Annotated in this window: 14 protein-coding genes; 9 read left to right on the top strand and 5 right to left on the bottom strand. The window is 55.6% G+C overall.

Annotated features, from left to right (window positions below; translation table 11 throughout):
* Positions 1 to 476: 476 nt before the first annotated feature.
* The 5 genes from K8V32_RS00315 to sdhC form a co-directional block, all read right to left on the bottom strand.
* Positions 477 to 2,093: an ABC-F family ATP-binding cassette domain-containing protein gene (locus K8V32_RS00315; RefSeq protein WP_303901185.1), complete on the bottom strand. Its 1,617-nt coding sequence runs from the start codon at positions 2,091 to 2,093 to the stop codon at positions 477 to 479.
* A gap of 206 nt (positions 2,094 to 2,299) precedes the next feature.
* A complete protein-coding gene (locus K8V32_RS00310; protein ID WP_303901183.1) occupies positions 2,300 to 3,064 on the bottom strand; it encodes a succinate dehydrogenase iron-sulfur subunit in 765 nt (254 codons plus the stop codon).
* Complete coding sequence (sdhA, locus tag K8V32_RS00305) at positions 3,064 to 4,851, bottom strand: succinate dehydrogenase flavoprotein subunit (RefSeq protein ID WP_303901181.1); 1,788 nt, start codon at positions 4,849 to 4,851, stop codon at positions 3,064 to 3,066. The genes K8V32_RS00310 and sdhA overlap by 1 nt, the downstream gene beginning before the upstream one ends.
* Before the next feature lie 40 nt (positions 4,852 to 4,891).
* Positions 4,892 to 5,380, bottom strand: a complete 489-nt coding sequence (locus tag K8V32_RS00300) for a succinate dehydrogenase hydrophobic membrane anchor subunit (RefSeq protein WP_303901179.1) — start codon at positions 5,378 to 5,380, stop codon at positions 4,892 to 4,894.
* A gap of 5 nt (positions 5,381 to 5,385) precedes the next feature.
* A complete protein-coding gene (sdhC, locus tag K8V32_RS00295; RefSeq protein ID WP_268751190.1) occupies positions 5,386 to 5,802 on the bottom strand; it encodes a succinate dehydrogenase, cytochrome b556 subunit in 417 nt (138 codons plus the stop codon).
* A gap of 190 nt (positions 5,803 to 5,992) precedes the next feature.
* On the opposite strand from sdhC, the gene K8V32_RS00290 reads away from it, so the two are divergent.
* The 9 genes from K8V32_RS00290 to K8V32_RS00250 form a co-directional block, all read left to right on the top strand.
* Positions 5,993 to 7,129 carry a mannose-1-phosphate guanylyltransferase gene (locus tag K8V32_RS00290; RefSeq protein WP_303901176.1) on the top strand — a complete coding sequence of 379 codons (1,137 nt, stop codon included), beginning with the start codon at positions 5,993 to 5,995 and terminating at the stop codon, positions 7,127 to 7,129.
* Between the two features lie 20 nt (positions 7,130 to 7,149).
* The gene (locus K8V32_RS00285) at positions 7,150 to 8,385 is read left to right on the top strand and encodes an amidohydrolase (RefSeq protein ID WP_524536661.1); all 1,236 of its coding nucleotides are present in this window, start codon (positions 7,150 to 7,152) and stop codon (positions 8,383 to 8,385) included.
* Positions 8,385 to 8,771 carry a cytidine deaminase gene (locus K8V32_RS00280; protein ID WP_303901174.1) on the top strand — a complete coding sequence of 129 codons (387 nt, stop codon included), beginning with the start codon at positions 8,385 to 8,387 and terminating at the stop codon, positions 8,769 to 8,771. The genes K8V32_RS00285 and K8V32_RS00280 overlap by 1 nt, the downstream gene beginning before the upstream one ends.
* A 3-nt stretch (positions 8,772 to 8,774) precedes the next feature.
* Positions 8,775 to 10,043 (top strand): thymidine phosphorylase, encoded by a 1,269-nt coding sequence (locus tag K8V32_RS00275; RefSeq protein WP_303901172.1) that lies wholly within the window; start codon positions 8,775 to 8,777, stop codon positions 10,041 to 10,043.
* A gap of 21 nt (positions 10,044 to 10,064) precedes the next feature.
* A complete protein-coding gene (locus tag K8V32_RS00270) occupies positions 10,065 to 10,721 on the top strand; it encodes a DedA family protein (RefSeq protein WP_303901169.1) in 657 nt (218 codons plus the stop codon).
* Positions 10,721 to 11,956, top strand: coding sequence for an adenosine deaminase (locus K8V32_RS00265; RefSeq protein ID WP_303901219.1), 1,236 nt, complete (start codon positions 10,721 to 10,723; stop codon positions 11,954 to 11,956). Before K8V32_RS00270 ends, K8V32_RS00265 begins: the two co-directional genes overlap by 1 nt.
* Positions 11,957 to 11,965: 9 nt before the next feature.
* Positions 11,966 to 12,673 carry a MazG nucleotide pyrophosphohydrolase domain-containing protein gene (locus K8V32_RS00260; protein WP_303901167.1) on the top strand — a complete coding sequence of 236 codons (708 nt, stop codon included), beginning with the start codon at positions 11,966 to 11,968 and terminating at the stop codon, positions 12,671 to 12,673.
* Between the two features lie 213 nt (positions 12,674 to 12,886).
* Positions 12,887 to 14,044 (top strand): serpin family protein, encoded by a 1,158-nt coding sequence (locus tag K8V32_RS00255; RefSeq protein WP_303901165.1) that lies wholly within the window; start codon positions 12,887 to 12,889, stop codon positions 14,042 to 14,044.
* Positions 14,045 to 14,388: 344 nt separating this feature from the next.
* On the top strand, positions 14,389 to 15,746 hold a 1,358-nt coding region (locus K8V32_RS00250; RefSeq protein ID WP_303901163.1), incomplete at its 3' end, for a cbb3-type cytochrome c oxidase subunit I.

Here is a 15,746-nt window from a genome sequence, read left to right as displayed (position 1 = left end):
CTATGACGATTTCATATCCGCTTCATCCTCCCAAGGTAGGACGGTCATGACGTAGGAATGTACCTTGAGCTCGTCTCGTGGGTCTTTGGTGACGTATTTGGGCACCAGGGCTGGCAGGAGGTACTCCGCAGCGTACCTGCAATAGGTCGTGATGCGATCGTGATGCCGCTCAGCGACCCATCGACGCTGCTGTGCAGATAGGCATTGCGCTGTATGTGATGGTGTTCTACACTGCAGTAGGTTCTGATTATGGAACCAGGTAAGATGGTTTATTTTTTCTTATGCGGAGTCGAAGGCTGCGGTGGTGTTCATTTGTGTGAAAGCGGCTTGAAATACACCATTCTTGGGCTCGGTCAGCGAACGGTGGGTGTGACCACATCCGACGGAAACGTTGCTGAAGCGTTCGTGGTGTGCTGGATGAAGACGCTACCATCGGCCAGACGACACACTTTTTGGTACCGGTGCAGCGGTATGGTTTAGGAACCACTTGGTCCGTCACCGCGCTGTAATCCGTCTGCATCAAGGTGCAGCCAGGTATCGATATTTATCTGTCTTAAGAAAACATCATCGTGGCTGACAACAATTAACGCACCTTCGTATGTGTTGAGGGCTTCGATGAACTCTTGAATGGTCTTCAAATCGAGGTTGTTGGTCGGTTCATCAAGAATCAGAAGTTCATTGGGCGGTTCGGCCAATAAAAGTAGTGCCAGAGCCACGCGGAAGCGTTCTCCGCCGGAGAGCTTGCCAATCTTTTGTTGCACTGTGTCAGCTCTGAATAAGAATCTGGCCAGTTGGGCTCGAATATGTTCCAACTTGGCAAGGGGTGCTGCCATACGGACCGCGTCAAGCACAGTGACCTCGTCATCTAAATGGTCGAGACGCTGGGGGAGATAGCCGATCCGGTCTGTATAGGATGTGGCGGCGATGACGGTCGTTTCGCTGTGGTTATTGCCAAGTAACCTTTCAATCAGCCGCGTCTTGCCGATACCGTTACGACCGGTGATGGCTACTCGTTCTGAGCCTTGGATGATTATTGGTCGAGCGTCGGGTTGTTGGAACTCAACCAGGCGCCGTAAGTTGTGCACTTCAGGGTCAGGTAAGTTTATTCGGATATGTTTGTCGGTGCGAACCTTTTCAGACAACTCATGGACTTCCTCTCGTGCCACCGTGACTTTGGTGTCGGCTTCATCGCGAAGTTTGCCTGCCGAAACCTGCGCCTGTTGTTTGCGTAGGTTCATAATCATTTTTGGTTCGCGTTTATTTTCGAATGCTTTGTTCCCGAACCTTTTACGACGGGAGAGTTTGGTTTCTGCCTCGATACGCTGCCGCTTTTCGGTTTTGAGATTTTGCTCGGCTGTGCGAAGCGCTTGTTCCAATGCTGCTTGCTCTTGCTGGCGATAGTCCATATAGGCTGAGTAATTGCCCCCGAACGTCGTCAACGATCCGGTGTGTAGTTCAGCAGTATTGTCCATGAGATCGAGCAGGGTGACATCGTGACTGACGATAATCAATGTTCCTGACCACCGGGAGATCGTCTCATAAAGCGAGGCACGAGTCTCACGATCCAGATTATTGGTTGGTTCATCCAGCAGTAGCACGTCATGATCGCCCAGTTGTAGACCGGCCAAAGCAATCAAGATCGATTCGCCGCCGGATAATGTGCCCACGGTGCGCGCCAAATCAATGTCTATGAGCCCCATATCGTCCAAGGCGGCTCTGGCTCGGGCGGCAATGTCCCAATCCTGGCCAATAGCATCGAAATGTCTTGGGTCGACATCGCCGGATTCGATAGCGGCTAGTGCATCTATCTGAGTGCCAATGCCCAGCAGGTCTGCTACCGTCTTGTGGGTTTCTAAGGTCAGGTGTTGCGGCAGGTAACCGACTGATCCAGAAACCGTTATGGAACCGCTTGTGGGTGAATATAATCCAGCAATCAGTTTCAGTAGGGTCGTCTTGCCGACGCCGTTAGCACCGACCAATCCGGTCCGCCTGGGCCCAAAGGCTACTGAAATGTCATACAGTACTTCGGTGCCGTCGGGCCAGGAGAAGGTGATGTCGTCACAGACGACTATAGAACGTGCATGATTCGGCATTGGGCTCCTTGAAGATTGTCAGGCATGGCGCTGACAACGGAGCCACAAAGAAGGCTACAACGAGATCAGCGCACTTGGACGCTTGAAATTTCGTTGTAGATCCACATGACAGCAAAAAGTCCTTCTTCAGACGATAATATCTTTGTCAGGATAACAAAAAACGGGTGAGACGGAAACCCCGTCTCACCCGTTTGAGTTAGGCGTTACTAGATGTTGCGAGCCAGAATGGCCTGTTTCACCTCGGCGATAGCTTTGGTGATTTGAATACCGCGTGGGCATGCTTCGGTGCAGTTGAAGGTGGTACGGCAGCGCCATACGCCTTCTTTGTCGTTGAGTACCTCAAGACGCATGTCGCCACCTTCGTCACGGTCGTCGAAGATGAAGCGGTGTGCGTTGACGATTGCTGCTGGGCCGAAGTACTGGCCGTCGGTCCAGAAGACTGGACAGGACGAAGTACAGGCGGCACATAGGATGCATTTGGTGGTGTCATCGAATGCTGCGCGAGCTTCAGCGGATTGCAGCCGTTCGCGCGTTGGTTCGTGGGATTCGTCGGCGATCAAAAACGGCATGATTTCGCGGTATGACTGGAAGAATGGTTCCATGTCGACGATCATGTCTTTTTCGACCGGCAGACCCTTGATTGGTTCTACCGTAATTGGCTTAGACAGGTCCAGGTCTTTGAGCAGGACTTTACAGGCCAGACGGTTGACACCGTTGATACGCATAGCGTCGGAACCGCAAATACCGTGAGCACAGGAGCGGCGGAACGTCAGGGTTCCGTCGATTTCCCATTTGATTTTGTGCAGGGCATCGAGAACACGGTCGGTGCCGTGCATCTCAACGGTCCAGGTGTCCCAGTAGGCTTCCTCATGGAATTCTGGCTGGTAACGACGAACTTGCATGGTGACGGTAAAGGATTCGACCTCACCGATGCCTTCTGTGTTGTTGGCTGGTTCTAATGTTGTCGTCATTAGTACTTACGCTCCATTGGCTCGTAGCGGGTCATGATGACTGGTTTGGTATCAAACCGGATACCTTTGACGCCTTCAGTTTCCGCATTTTCATCCCGGTACAGCATCGAGTGGACCATCCAGTTTTCGTCATCACGATCTGGGTAGTCTTCGCGGTAGTGGCCACCGCGAGACTCAGGACGGTGCAGTGCTGCCACAGACATGGCTTCTGCAATATCTAGCAGATAACCTAGTTCGAGGCCCTCGAGCAGGTCCAGGTTGTAGCGTTTGCCCTTATCTTGAACAGCTACGTTCTTGTAGCGCTCGCGCAATTCTTCGATCTTGTCGATAGCCAGGCGGATCGATTCTTCGGTACGGAACACCTGCATGTTGGCGTCCATAACTTCCTGCAGCTCAGCGCGAAGTTCACCGACTTTTTCGGTACCTTCTGCAGAACGCAGCGATTCGATTTGGTTGACCAGGAAGGCTTCACCATTTTCAGGTAGGTCAACAAAGTCAGCATCTTTGGCGTATTCGGCAGCGTAGATACCGGCGCGACGGCCAAAGACGTTGATATCCAGCAGGGAGTTCGTTCCCAGACGGTTTGCGCCGTGTACGGAGACACAGGCAACCTCACCGGCAGCAAACAGCCCTGGGATGCGGGTCTGGTTGTCTTGCAACACGTTTGCTTCGATGTCGGTGGGGATACCGCCCATCACGTAGTGACAGGTTGGGAAGACGGGTACTGGTTCGGTGTATGGTTCAACACCCAGGTAGGTTCGAGCGAATTCGGTAATATCTGGGAGTTTGGCGTCGATGTGTTCTGGTTCCAGGTGGGTCAGGTCGAGTAGGACGTAGTCCTTATTCGGGCCTGCGCCGCGACCTTCACGCACTTCGTTTGCCATGGAACGGGCCACGATGTCACGCGGTGCCAGGTCTTTAATGGTTGGCGCGTAGCGTTCCATGAAACGTTCGCCGTCGGCGTTACGCAGAATACCGCCTTCACCGCGGGCCGCTTCGGATAACAGAATGCCCAGCCCAGCTAACCCGGTTGGGTGGAACTGAATGAATTCCATATCTTCCAGAGGGATGCCGTGACGGTAGGCAATGGCCATGCCATCACCGGTTAGGGTGTGGGCATTGGAAGTGGTCTTGAAGACCTTACCAGCACCACCGGTTGCAAAAACAACCGATTTGGCTTGGAAGATGTGCAGTTCACCGGTGGCCAGTTCATAAGAAACGACACCTGCTACACGCTTTTGCACGTACGTGGTGCCGTCTTCACGAGTGGCCTGTTCGTCGACCATCAGCAGGTCAAGAACATAGAACTCATTGTAGAACTCGACGTTGTGCTTGACACAGTTTTGGTACAGGGTCTGCAGAATCATGTGACCGGTACGGTCAGCTGCATAGCAGGCACGACGAACCGGGGCTTTACCGTGGTCGCGGGTGTGTCCACCGAAGCGACGCTGGTCGATTTTGCCTTCGGGAGTACGGTTGAATGGCAGACCCATTTTTTCAAGGTCCAGGACGGCGTCGATGGCTTCTTTAGCCATGACTTCAGCGGCATCCTGGTCCACAATATAGTCGCCACCTTTAACGGTGTCGAAGGTGTGCCATTCCCAGTTGTCTTCTTCAACATTTGCCAGGGCGGCACACATGCCACCCTGGGCTGCGCCGGTGTGTGAACGGGTGGGGTAGAGCTTGGTTAGTACCGCAGTCCGTGCACGTTGACCGGATTCGATGGCTGCGCGCATGCCAGCGCCACCGGCGCCGACGATGACGACATCGTACTTATGTACTTGCATCAGATGAAGTCTTCTTTCTTAAGTCTTGTGCTTGGGCTGCTTACTGGTTGAAGCAGAAGCTTGGCGAGTTGTCGAGCAAGTTGCCTGCCGCGTCGGTCATACATGGTTCGAAGGTGAAGATCACCAGGGTACCGAGGACGACGATGGCGATGGACGCCAGGTACAGCACAACTTTGAAGGCAACACGGGTGCGGTCTTTTCTCGTGTAGTCATCAATGATCGTAGCGACACCAATGGTGCCGTGGATCATTGCCAACCACAGCATGACCAGATCCCAGATTTGCCAGAGCGGGGACGCCCATTTACCGGCGACCAGCCCGAAGTTCAGACCGTGCACGCCGTCACCAAGCATCAGGTTGGTGAACAGGTGCGTGAAGATCAAGACCAATAGAATTGGTCCAGAGATGCGCATGAACAGCCACTTGAACATTTCCCAGTTCGAGCTGGATGACGCAGATTGACGGATGTATTTAGGATCGATGTCGCCAGACCGTGGAGCGGCGATATTGATCTGTTGTTGTGTAGTCATGTGCGTTAACCTCCCAGGACCAGCATCATGTGGCGAATGAAGAAACCGCCAAATACGACGACCCAGAGAATCATGACTGTCCAGAACATGTGGCGGTGGTACTTGGTGCCCTTTTTCCAGAAGTCGACCAGTACGATACGGATGCCGTTAAATGCGTGGTAGATTACCGCGGCTACGAGTCCGGATTCACCAAGCGCCATGTACCAGTTTTTATAGGTACCGATTACGGCGTCGTAGGCTTCGGGCGAGACGCGGACCAGCGCAGTATCCAGCACGTGGACCAATAGGAATAAGAAAATCACCACACCGGTGATTCGGTGGCCAACCCAAGACCACATACCTTCTTTTCCGCGATACAGCGTTCCTCTGCCGGATTTGGATTCGGCAGGAGGAGACTGCTGCGCGGTTGTCGCAGTAGACACTATGAAACCTCCAAAAGCACGCAGGATTGGCGCCTAGACCTGATTGAGTCTCGCGTTCAGCGCCGGTGCGAGTTGCGTCCTATAGCTATAGGCTAATACTAACCAGCCAAAGAATCGTTATTACGACATTTTAGACCGGGCCGTTGGTAACTTCAGCTAGTTGTCAGAGATGTGCAATACAGTAGTTTGGGTGAACCAACAGCAGTTTTCATCATCTCATACTCCCGGGTTAGACCGTTTTTGGGCGGTGATCCCCGCCGGTGGCGTCGGAACCCGACTGTGGCCATTATCACGTGCCGCGGCGCCAAAATTTCTGCACGACCTGACCGGTTCGGGTCAGACGCTAATCCGTGCGACCTATGATCGGCTGCAGCCCCTGGCCGGGGAGAGGGTTCTTGTGGTGACCGGTGAGGCCCACCATGAAGCCGTGTGTGCCCAATTATCCGATGTGGCACAAGAAAACTTCCTGTTTGAACCGGAACCAAAAGACTCAGCCGCGGCTATTGGACTGGCCGCCGCCGTGTTGTCGCAGCGCGACCCGGAAGCCATTATGGGCTCCTTTGCTGCAGACCAGGTCATTGGGCCCGATGACGTCTTCCGTACCGCTGTGGCCGAAGCAATCGCGACTGCCGCAACCAATAAGATCGTGACAATCGGGATCAAACCAACCTACCCATCGACTGGATTCGGGTACATCCGACAGGGCGATAAGCTGGACGTCGACGGCGCGCCAACAGCCTATCAGGTCGTAAAATTTGTTGAAAAACCAGAAGTTGACGTTGCTAAACGATATATCGAAGCGGGTAACTTCTTCTGGAACGCCGGCATGTTCGTGGCCCCCGTCAAACTGTTATTAGAGCATCTAGCAGCCAATGAACCAGAACTGCATGCCGGCGTAACCAAGATCGCCAAGGCTATCGTGTCTGGTGGTGCCAATGAGGTGCTGAGTGATGTCTGGCACCAGTTGCCCAAGACTGCAATCGATTATGCAGTGGCTGAACCGGCTGCCAAGGCCGGTGACGTGGCGGTGATACCGGGTGACTTTACCTGGGACGACGTCGGTGACTTTGCTGCGATTGCCCGGCTGAATCCGGCCGCTGATGATTCTGGAGTGACCGTTATTGGCGAGACGCCGCGCGTATACTCTGATGCAGCCAATGGTGTCGTCGTCACCGATACTTCGCGAGTTATTGCGTTGATCGGCGTCGAAGATATTGTGGTGGTAGATACGCCGGATGCCCTGTTAGTAACAACGACCAAACATGCGCAGTCGGTCAAACAGGCCGTGGAGTCCATCAAGGCGCACGGGGATGATGATGTGCTGTGAGTAATACACCACCTAAACTTATTCATTCTGATCAACAGCCCGTCCGAGACGATCCGGGCTTGCCCCGGATCGCGCATGCGGTTGAGGAAGTCTTGGGTGAAGCCATCGCGTTGCGACGCGACATTCACCAGCACCCGGAATTGTCGTTCCGGGAATTTCGGACCACCGAGCAGATCATTGCTGCTCTGCAGCGGCACGGGTTGAATCCTCACCGGTTGGAATCCACCGGCGCGTGGGTCGATATCGGCTCCGGCCCCATAGTGCTGGGTATCCGGGCTGATATTGATGCTCTGCCGGTCAAAGAAGAAACTGGGCTGCCATACGCTTCGGTACATGATGGCATTGCCCATGCGTGTGGTCATGACATCCACACCGCGGTCTGTTTGGGTACCGCCATTACGCTGCACCGGTTGCTGATGCAGCAGACGATGGTGCCGGTGGATCATTTGGATCTCACCGGGCGCATTCGCGTGATCTTCCAACCCGCCGAAGAAAAACTCCCCGGTGGCTCGTTGGAAGTCATTCGCCAGGGGGTCCTGCAAGACGTCCCCCGAATCATCGCGCTGCACGCCGACCCCAGCTTTAACGTGGGCACGATCGGCACCCGCATTGGGGCCATTACCTCTGCCACCGACACCATCCGTGTGACCCTGACCGGTCGCGGTGGCCACACCTCGCGCCCACAACAAACCCAGGATGTGGTCTATGCGCTGGCGCAGATTGCCGCCCAGGTGCCGGCCATTCTTGGGCGCCGCATCGATGTGCGATCCGGAGCCCAGTTGACCTGGGGGCATATCCAAGCCGGCCATGCCCCCAACGCGATTCCGGCCACCGGTCAGTTGGCCGGCACCCTGCGTACCTTGGACGTCGACGCCTGGGATTCGGCATCGGAGCTACTCGATGAGGTGATCGGCAACGTGGCCGCGCCCTTCGGCGTCAAAGTACAGCTGGAACACATTCGTGGTGTACCGCCCGTGGTCAATAACGAAGCCGAAATGGACCTCATTGAGGATGCGACCCGTTTTGAACTGGGTTCCCGGACCATCGAATTGGCCAGCCAGTCGATGGGCGGTGAGGACTTCGCCTGGATGACTAAACAAGTGCCCGGGGCGATGTTCCGGTTGGGCACCCGCACCCCCTCGGGCCCCACATACGATCTACACCAGGGTGACTACAACCCGGACGAACGTGCGATCGGTGTCGGCATGCAAATCTTCACCCAGGCCGCATTACGTGCGCTCGTGGGAGCCGCCTGATGTCAGTTTTTGACCACCTGCATACCGCGGCAACCCGCGTGTTGCCGCGCGCCTATGCACCGTACTCGCACCACCCGGTGGCGGCGGCAGCTCTGGATGACCAAGGCGTTATTCACACGGGCGTCAATATTGAAAACGCCTCATATGGCCTCACCCAGTGCGCCGAGGTTGCCATGATCTCCGCCTGGCGCATGTCAGCCGGCACGAGGCTGACCCACCTGGTGTGTCTCAATGGCCACGGCGAATACATCACCCCGTGCGGGCGGTGCCGCCAGGTACTGTTTGAACACGCCCCCAAGGAACTCCTGATCGCCACCCCCGGCGGCTCGAGCACCCTGACCCAGCTGCTGCCACACGCCTTTGGCCCCGACAATCTGCAGGACTAGCCCATGTTTACTGCCGTGGACATCATCACCACCAAACGCGATGGTCATGCCCTGACAGCCGCGCAGATCACCTGGATGGTCAATGCTTATACCGCCGGTGAGGTATCGGACGAACAATTCGCTGCGCTGGCCATGGCCATCTATTTTCGCGGCCTCAATGACGACGAACTCTTTGCCCTGACCACCGCGATGCTCAACTCCGGGGCCACCCTGAACTTCTCCGACCTGGGCAAACCCACCGCAGATAAACACTCCACCGGGGGAGTCGGCGACAAAATCACCCTACCTCTGACACCATTGGTCGCATCCTACGGTGTCGCCGTGCCGCAACTATCAGGTCGGGGCCTGGGCCACACCGGGGGCACACTGGACAAACTGGAATCCATCCCCGGATTCATCGTGGAGCTCACCGAAGCTCACATCCGCAACCAACTGCGTACCGTTGGCGGCGTGATCTGTGCGGCCACCGGACAACTGGCTCCGGCCGATAAGAAAATCTATGCCCTACGCGACGTCACCGCCACCGTCGACTCCATGCCGCTGATTGCCTCATCGATCATGTCCAAAAAATTGGCCGAAGGCACCGACACCCTGGTACTCGATGTCAAAACCGGCACCGGCGCGTTCATGCAAGATCAAGACGCCGCCCGCCAACTGGCCGAAAAAATGGTGTGGTTAGGCAAGGAACACGGGGTTGCCACCACCGCGGTGCTCACGCGCATGGACACCCCGCTGGGTTCTACCGTGGGCAATGCCATGGAAGTCGAAGAAACCTTGGAAGTCCTAGCGGGCGGGGGACCCGACGACGTCGTAGAACTGACGCTCACCCTGGCACAGCATATGCTGGCCGGTGCAGGTATCGACGCCGATCCAGCCGAGCACCTGGTCAACGGCAAAGCCATGGACACCTGGCGAGCCATAGTTGCCGCCCAGTTCGGTGATCCTGATGCACAGTTACCCACCGCACCGCATGAACACACTGTGGTCGCACCCGAAACCGGAGTGCTGACCCGCATGGATGCCCGCGCCGTAGGCGAGGCAGCCTGGCGCCTGGGCGCTGGTCGTCAGATCCAAGGCCAACCGGTCCAGGCCACCGCCGGAATACGGCTACATGCAAAACCTGGCGAGCGCATCACTGCTGGTCAACCCCTGATGACGCTCTACACTGAGACTGAAGACCGGATCCCAGCCGCCCAAGAACTGCTGGAATCGGCCCTCGACGTGGCCGAAACATTTCATACTCCTGATTTGATCATCGACGTCATAGACTAACCCCACCGTAGGATCGCAGACTTGTTGGACTTTCTAGAAGAGCTCATTCTGCAGGCAGCAGGCGCCTGGTGGATGCCGCTGGCTGTCTTCTTGCTCAGCCTTATCGACGGGTTTTTTCCGGTTGTCCCATCCGAATCCGTCCTCGTTGCCCTGGCCTCGATCTCGGATCAACGCCCGGGCATCAGCCTGGTCCAACTGTTTTTTGCAGGCTGGTTCGGTGCCTTCATCGGCGACCAAATCGCCTACTGGCTGGGCCGCACCATCGGGGTCACCCGTTTCCGCTGGATGCGTACCCGCTCGGTGGTCCGGGCGATCGGCGGGGTCAAAGAAACGCTGCGCCACTCCGGTGCGCTCGTCGTCATCACCGCCCGTCATATCCCCGGCGGACGCGTGGCCGTGAATTTCATCGCCGGTGCCACCCACATGAAGGTGGCCAAGTTCATGATCTTAGACTTCATCTCTGCCGCCATCTGGGCAGCCTATTCACTGGCCATTGGGTACTTCACCTCGGGCTGGTTGGACAACACTATCCTACAAATCGGCCTGGCATTAGTCTTCGCCGCCATCCTGGGGTGGATCATCGACCGGGGAATCAAAAGATTTATGCGCAACCGCATGGACAAACATCTTGACCAAGAAGCCGACAACACTGAAACTAGCCTAGACTCGGACTCGTGATGAAACAGGAATCCACTGACAACACCCCAGCCCTTGGACCAGAAGACGACTTGAACCTGGACCCGTTTGCCCTCGATCTGGCCGGCCTACCAAAAGTCTCGCTGCATGATCACCTCGACGGCGGCCTCCGGGTCGAAACGGTGTGGGAATTGGCCCAAGCCGTCGGCCACCAGCTGCCTGCCGATACCGAAGAGGACCTAGCCGACTGGTTCGCAGCCGCAGCCAATGCCGGCTCACTGCCCAAATACTTGGAAATGTTTGATCACACCACCGCCGTGATGCAAACCGCGCAGGCCCTGGAACGCATTGCCTATGAATTTGCCATAGACCTTGCCGAAGACGGGGTGGTCTACGGCGAAGTCCGATGGGCTCCCGAACAACACACCCGCAACGGGCTAAGCCTGGATGAAACCGTTGATGCCGTCACCGCCGGGTTGGAAAAAGCCATGCAGGAACTCGACGGTGGACTCCAAGTCCACCAGATCCTATGCGCGATGCGTCAGAACACTGTGGAGAACGCCCAAGAAATCGCCGAGCTGACCCACCGCCACCGACCCAAGGGCTCGGTCGTGGCATTTGACATCGCCGGACCAGAACACGGCTTCCCAGCCACTCGATTTGCCGAGGTCTTTGCCTGGCTCGATGAACGCTTCGTACCCATTACCATCCACGCCGGTGAAGCCGACGGCCTGGACTCCATCGCCGCCGCCCTGACCTCCGGACGCGCACTGCGCATTGGCCACGGAGTGAATATGGTCCAAGACCTATCCAATGTGGAACTCGACGATGACCAAGAGATCATGGTCTGGGGCGATGTTGCCAACCGCACCCTGTACAACAACACCGTGCTGGAACTGTGCCCAACCTCCAATATTCAAACCGCCGCCGTCACACCCGGCCCCGAAGATGCCCCGCTGCAGAACCACCCATTTGATCTGCTCTACCGCTCCGGTTTCGCCGTTACCGTCAACCCGGACAACCGTCTGATCTCCGGTGTCAGCCTCACCGATGAGCTTTACACCCTCGCCGCCACCTACGGCTACACCATGATCGACCTGCTGGAATTTCAGCTCAATGCCGTCAAAGGTGCATTCCAAACCGAATACGCTCGCGATCAGCTGCGCGAATTCATCGAATTCTCTTGGATGGACGTCATCGCCGGCGTACACGATCAAGATGACCCAGAAGCGCCCGTCTTCTTCGTAGAAATTGACGACGAAGACGACCAGGAATAACCACCCATCATGGCAGACACCTCCGGCCTACAACGCCTCGTGTGGATCACCGCCCAGTTGCGCAAATATTGCCCCTGGACACAGCAGCTGACCCACCACCAACTCACCGAATACCTCATCGAAGAAGCCTACGAGGCCGTTGAAGTCATCGAATCCGTTCCTGCTAGTGCCTGGGACGACGTCGCGGCCACAAACGGCACCTACGAAGAGTTCCGCAAAGAACTCGGCGATGTGCTCTTCCAAGTCACGCTGCATTCGGCGATCGCCGAACAAGCCGGCGCATTTACCGTCGACGACGTCGCTGATGCCATCAGCGAAAAGATGCTACGGCGTAATCCGCACGTCTTCGACGCCGACGGACAGCTGCTGTCCGAAGACCAACTGGGCAACATCACCATCGATGATGTGGAAAAGAACTGGGAACAGATCAAACAGGCCGAAAAAGGAGACCAGACTTCAGCAGAAGATGCCGCACGGGCATCGATCTTCGACCTACCGCCCGGACTCCCCGCGCTCGCAGCTGCTGCCAAAATTGTGGACCGGGCAAACCGTCAACCGGTTGATCCACTCGGACAGACACCCAGTGCCACCTCGGCGACAGTTGATCTCACCGCCGAGGACGTTGGTGCGCAATTATTTGAACTCGTCAGAATCGCCCGCGCCCAGGGCATCGATCTGGAAGCTGAACTGCGCCAGCATAACAATCGGCTGCGATAACCACCACACGGGGAGATCCCGCCCGGTCAGGCATACTTTCCGATGATCCCCAGAAGTTATTTCACGGCAGTCTAAGATTGCCATATGTGCGCCGTCAGAAAACCTCTCATTTTCAAAAGTGCTGCCTCGTTTGTTGTTGGGCTACTCGCGCTCACCGCGTGCAGTCCAACGCCTGACGACACCACGTCGCGCTCTACGGTGGAATATCAGCCGGTGTCCCTTGAGGAAGCCACATCGGTAGACGACGTTGTCCGGGCAACCACCGAGATCGGCGCAGCTGCCCTGCAATTCCACGATGCCGAAGAAAACGTCGTGTTGTCCCCGGCCTCGATTGCCATGGCCTTTGCCATGCTCGCTGAAGGGGCGGAAGCAGAAGCAGCCGAGGAGCTGGACGGTTTTCTTGGCGCATCGCAAGACGAGCGCACCCAGGCGTTTAGCGCATTACAAGCAACGCTGGCTCAGTATGACGGCGATCCTGCGAGCATTCACGACGAAGAGCTACCCGAACGGCCGATGGTTCACATGGCCAATCACACTGTGGTCCGGAATGACGGAGATGTTAAAGCTACCTATCTGGACACGCTGGCCAAGCATTATGATGCCGGGGTCCAAGAAGTGGATTTTAGCTCTGATACGGCCCAACGAATCCTGGACGAATGGGCGAACCACCACACCGGAGGTCTGATTGAAGAATCTGGGGTCGAACCGACCGAAAAGACCCTGATGGTGTTACAAAACGCAATCCTTATGGCTGCTGCTTGGGCTGCACCTTTCGAGACAGCACAGCCTGGAGACTTCACTTTGCCAGGTGGCAAGCTCATTCAGACCGACATCATGGAACAAATCGTGACTGCCCAATATACGGAGTATCAGAATGCCCAGATCGTCCGGTTACCCTATACCGAAAGCTTCGCCATGGATATCGTGCTTCCTGCTGAAGCTCAATCAGCGCGATCGTTGTCAGCAGCAGACTGGGAACAGATTTCACAACGGCTGACTCGAGAGAATGCGACTACACAGGTCGACCTCAGCATGCCGGTGATGGATCTCTCATCGTCGCGCGAGACCACAGACCTATTACGCTTTCTCTCCGATGATCAAGGTCTTGCCCAAACGCTTGCAGGCAACAGCCTCGACGGCATCATGGAATCAGACCTATGGATTGAAAGCGTAAATCATCAGGCCGTTTTGCAAGTTGACGAAGCCGGTACGGTAGCTGCAGCGGTGACCGAGATCGGAGTTGCCGAAATCTCTGCACCCGTCGTCGAAGACTCCGTCGAGATGCACGTGGATCGTCCCTTTGCGCTGCGGATAGTGCATACCGAAACTGAATGGCCCTTGTTCATGGCAGCCGTCAGCGATCCTCGATGACCCAAAGGGTCGCTCAATTCGACTATGCCTGTGCATGCAGCTGTTGAACATTTGATATCAGTGTCGCGGTGTCGTTGAAAACCGATCCTTGCATGTTGGACGCTTGAAGTCAGTATGAGCGCGAGCCCGAACCATGAAGGCCCATAGTATTTCATAGTTGAGGTTTGTACGCTGCAGATTAATCGTCTGTCCATGATGGGTCGTACGGGGCATGGATTTTACTGTTTCAGAACAGTACTGCCCCAACGTTGGTTCGTGCTGGCTTTCATTATGTCGATGGATAAATTCATCAGAACTGCATAACAGCGTTGCGAACTCAGGAAGTGTCGAGGTGTAAACCGGACATGACGACTTATGAATACACCCAAGATCAACGCCGGCAACGGCTAGGACCACAGGTCGTGCCGGTTTCAAAAGGTCGACTCATTGTCAATTGGATGACAACGACTGATCACAAGACCATTGGGTACCTATATCTCATTACATCGTTTGTTTTCTTTAGTCTCGCCGGAGTCATGGCCCTGCTGATTCGCAGTGAATTGTTCTTACCTGGAATGCAGATCCTCCAAACGAAAGAACAGTTCAACCAGTTATTCACCATGCACGGCACACTGATGTTGCTCATGTTCGCGACACCATTATTCATCGGGTTTGCCAACGTCATCATGCCCCTACAAATCGGGGCGCCGGATGTGGCATTTCCACGTCTCAATGCATTGTCGTATTGGTTCTTTTTATTCGGTTCCATGATCGCCGTATCAGGATTTCTTACCCCGCAGGGTGCAGCAGCCTTTGGCTGGACCGGTTATGCGCCGTTGTCGAATACAATATTTTCGCCCGGTATTGGCGGTGATTTATGGGTCTTCGGTCTTGGGCTCCAGGGCTTTGGGACCATCCTCGGTGGTGTAAATATCGCTACAACGATCATCACCATGCGTGCTCCTGGAATGACAATGTGGCGCGTGCCAATTTTTACCTGGAACTCACTGATCACAGCTTTCATGGTGCTGATGGCATTCCCACCGCTTGCCGCAGCACTATTCGCCTTGGGACTCGATCGTCGATTCGGGGGTCATATTTTTGACCCAGAAAATGGTGGCGCCATCCTGTGGCAACACCTGTTTTGGTTCTTCGGTCACCCTGAGGTCTACATTATTGCTCTGCCATTCTTCGGGATTATCACTGAGATCATTCCCGTCTTCTCCCGCAAACCAATCTTCGGCTATAAATCACTGGTGTTTGCAACCGCCAGCATAGCGGCATTGTCCATGACCGTATGGGCACACCACATGTATGCGACCGGATCAGTGCTCCTGCCGTTCTTCTCACTCATGACCATGCTCATTGCCGTCCCCACTGGCGTAAAGTTCGTCAACTGGATCGGAACGATGTGGCGGGGGTCGATCACTTTTGAGACGCCTATGCTGTGGAGTCTGGGGTTCCTGGTGACCTTCCTTTTCGGAGGATTGACCGGCATCATCCTCGCAGCACCTCCACTAGACTTCCACGTGACAGATACATATTTCGTTGTCGCGCACTTCCACTACGTTGTCTTCGGGACCGTGGTGTTCGCGATGTTCGGGGGTTTCTACTTCTGGTGGCCAAAATTCACCGGAAAGATGTTGAATGAGACCTGGGGCAAACTCCATTTTTGGATGTTGTTCCTGGGCTTCCACGGAACCTTTCTGATCCAACACTGGCT

The sequence above is a fragment of the Enteractinococcus helveticum genome (genome assembly GCF_020742345.1).
GTDB classification, from domain to species: Bacteria; Actinomycetota; Actinomycetes; order Actinomycetales; family Micrococcaceae; genus Yaniella; species Yaniella helvetica_A.
Note: the sequence above shows the minus strand (reverse complement) of the source record. Positions and strands in the feature narration are given on the sequence as shown.

Bases quoted from the DNA above. Each gene is read 5' to 3' on its own strand.
- K8V32_RS00315 (WP_303901185.1), bottom strand. From the start codon at position 2,093: ATGCCGAATCATGCACGTTCTATAGTCGTCTGTGACGACATCACCTTC.
- K8V32_RS00310 (WP_303901183.1), bottom strand. From the start codon at position 3,064: ATGACGACAACATTAGAACCAGCCAACAACACAGAAGGCATCGGTGAG.
- sdhA (WP_303901181.1), bottom strand. From the start codon at position 4,851: ATGCAAGTACATAAGTACGATGTCGTCATCGTCGGCGCCGGTGGCGCT.
- K8V32_RS00300 (WP_303901179.1), bottom strand. From the start codon at position 5,380: ATGACTACACAACAACAGATCAATATCGCCGCTCCACGGTCTGGCGAC.
- K8V32_RS00280 (WP_303901174.1), top strand. From the start codon at position 8,385: ATGTCAGTTTTTGACCACCTGCATACCGCGGCAACCCGCGTGTTGCCG.
- K8V32_RS00275 (WP_303901172.1), top strand. From the start codon at position 8,775: ATGTTTACTGCCGTGGACATCATCACCACCAAACGCGATGGTCATGCC.
- K8V32_RS00265 (WP_303901219.1), top strand. From the start codon at position 10,721: ATGAAACAGGAATCCACTGACAACACCCCAGCCCTTGGACCAGAAGAC.
- K8V32_RS00260 (WP_303901167.1), top strand. From the start codon at position 11,966: ATGGCAGACACCTCCGGCCTACAACGCCTCGTGTGGATCACCGCCCAG.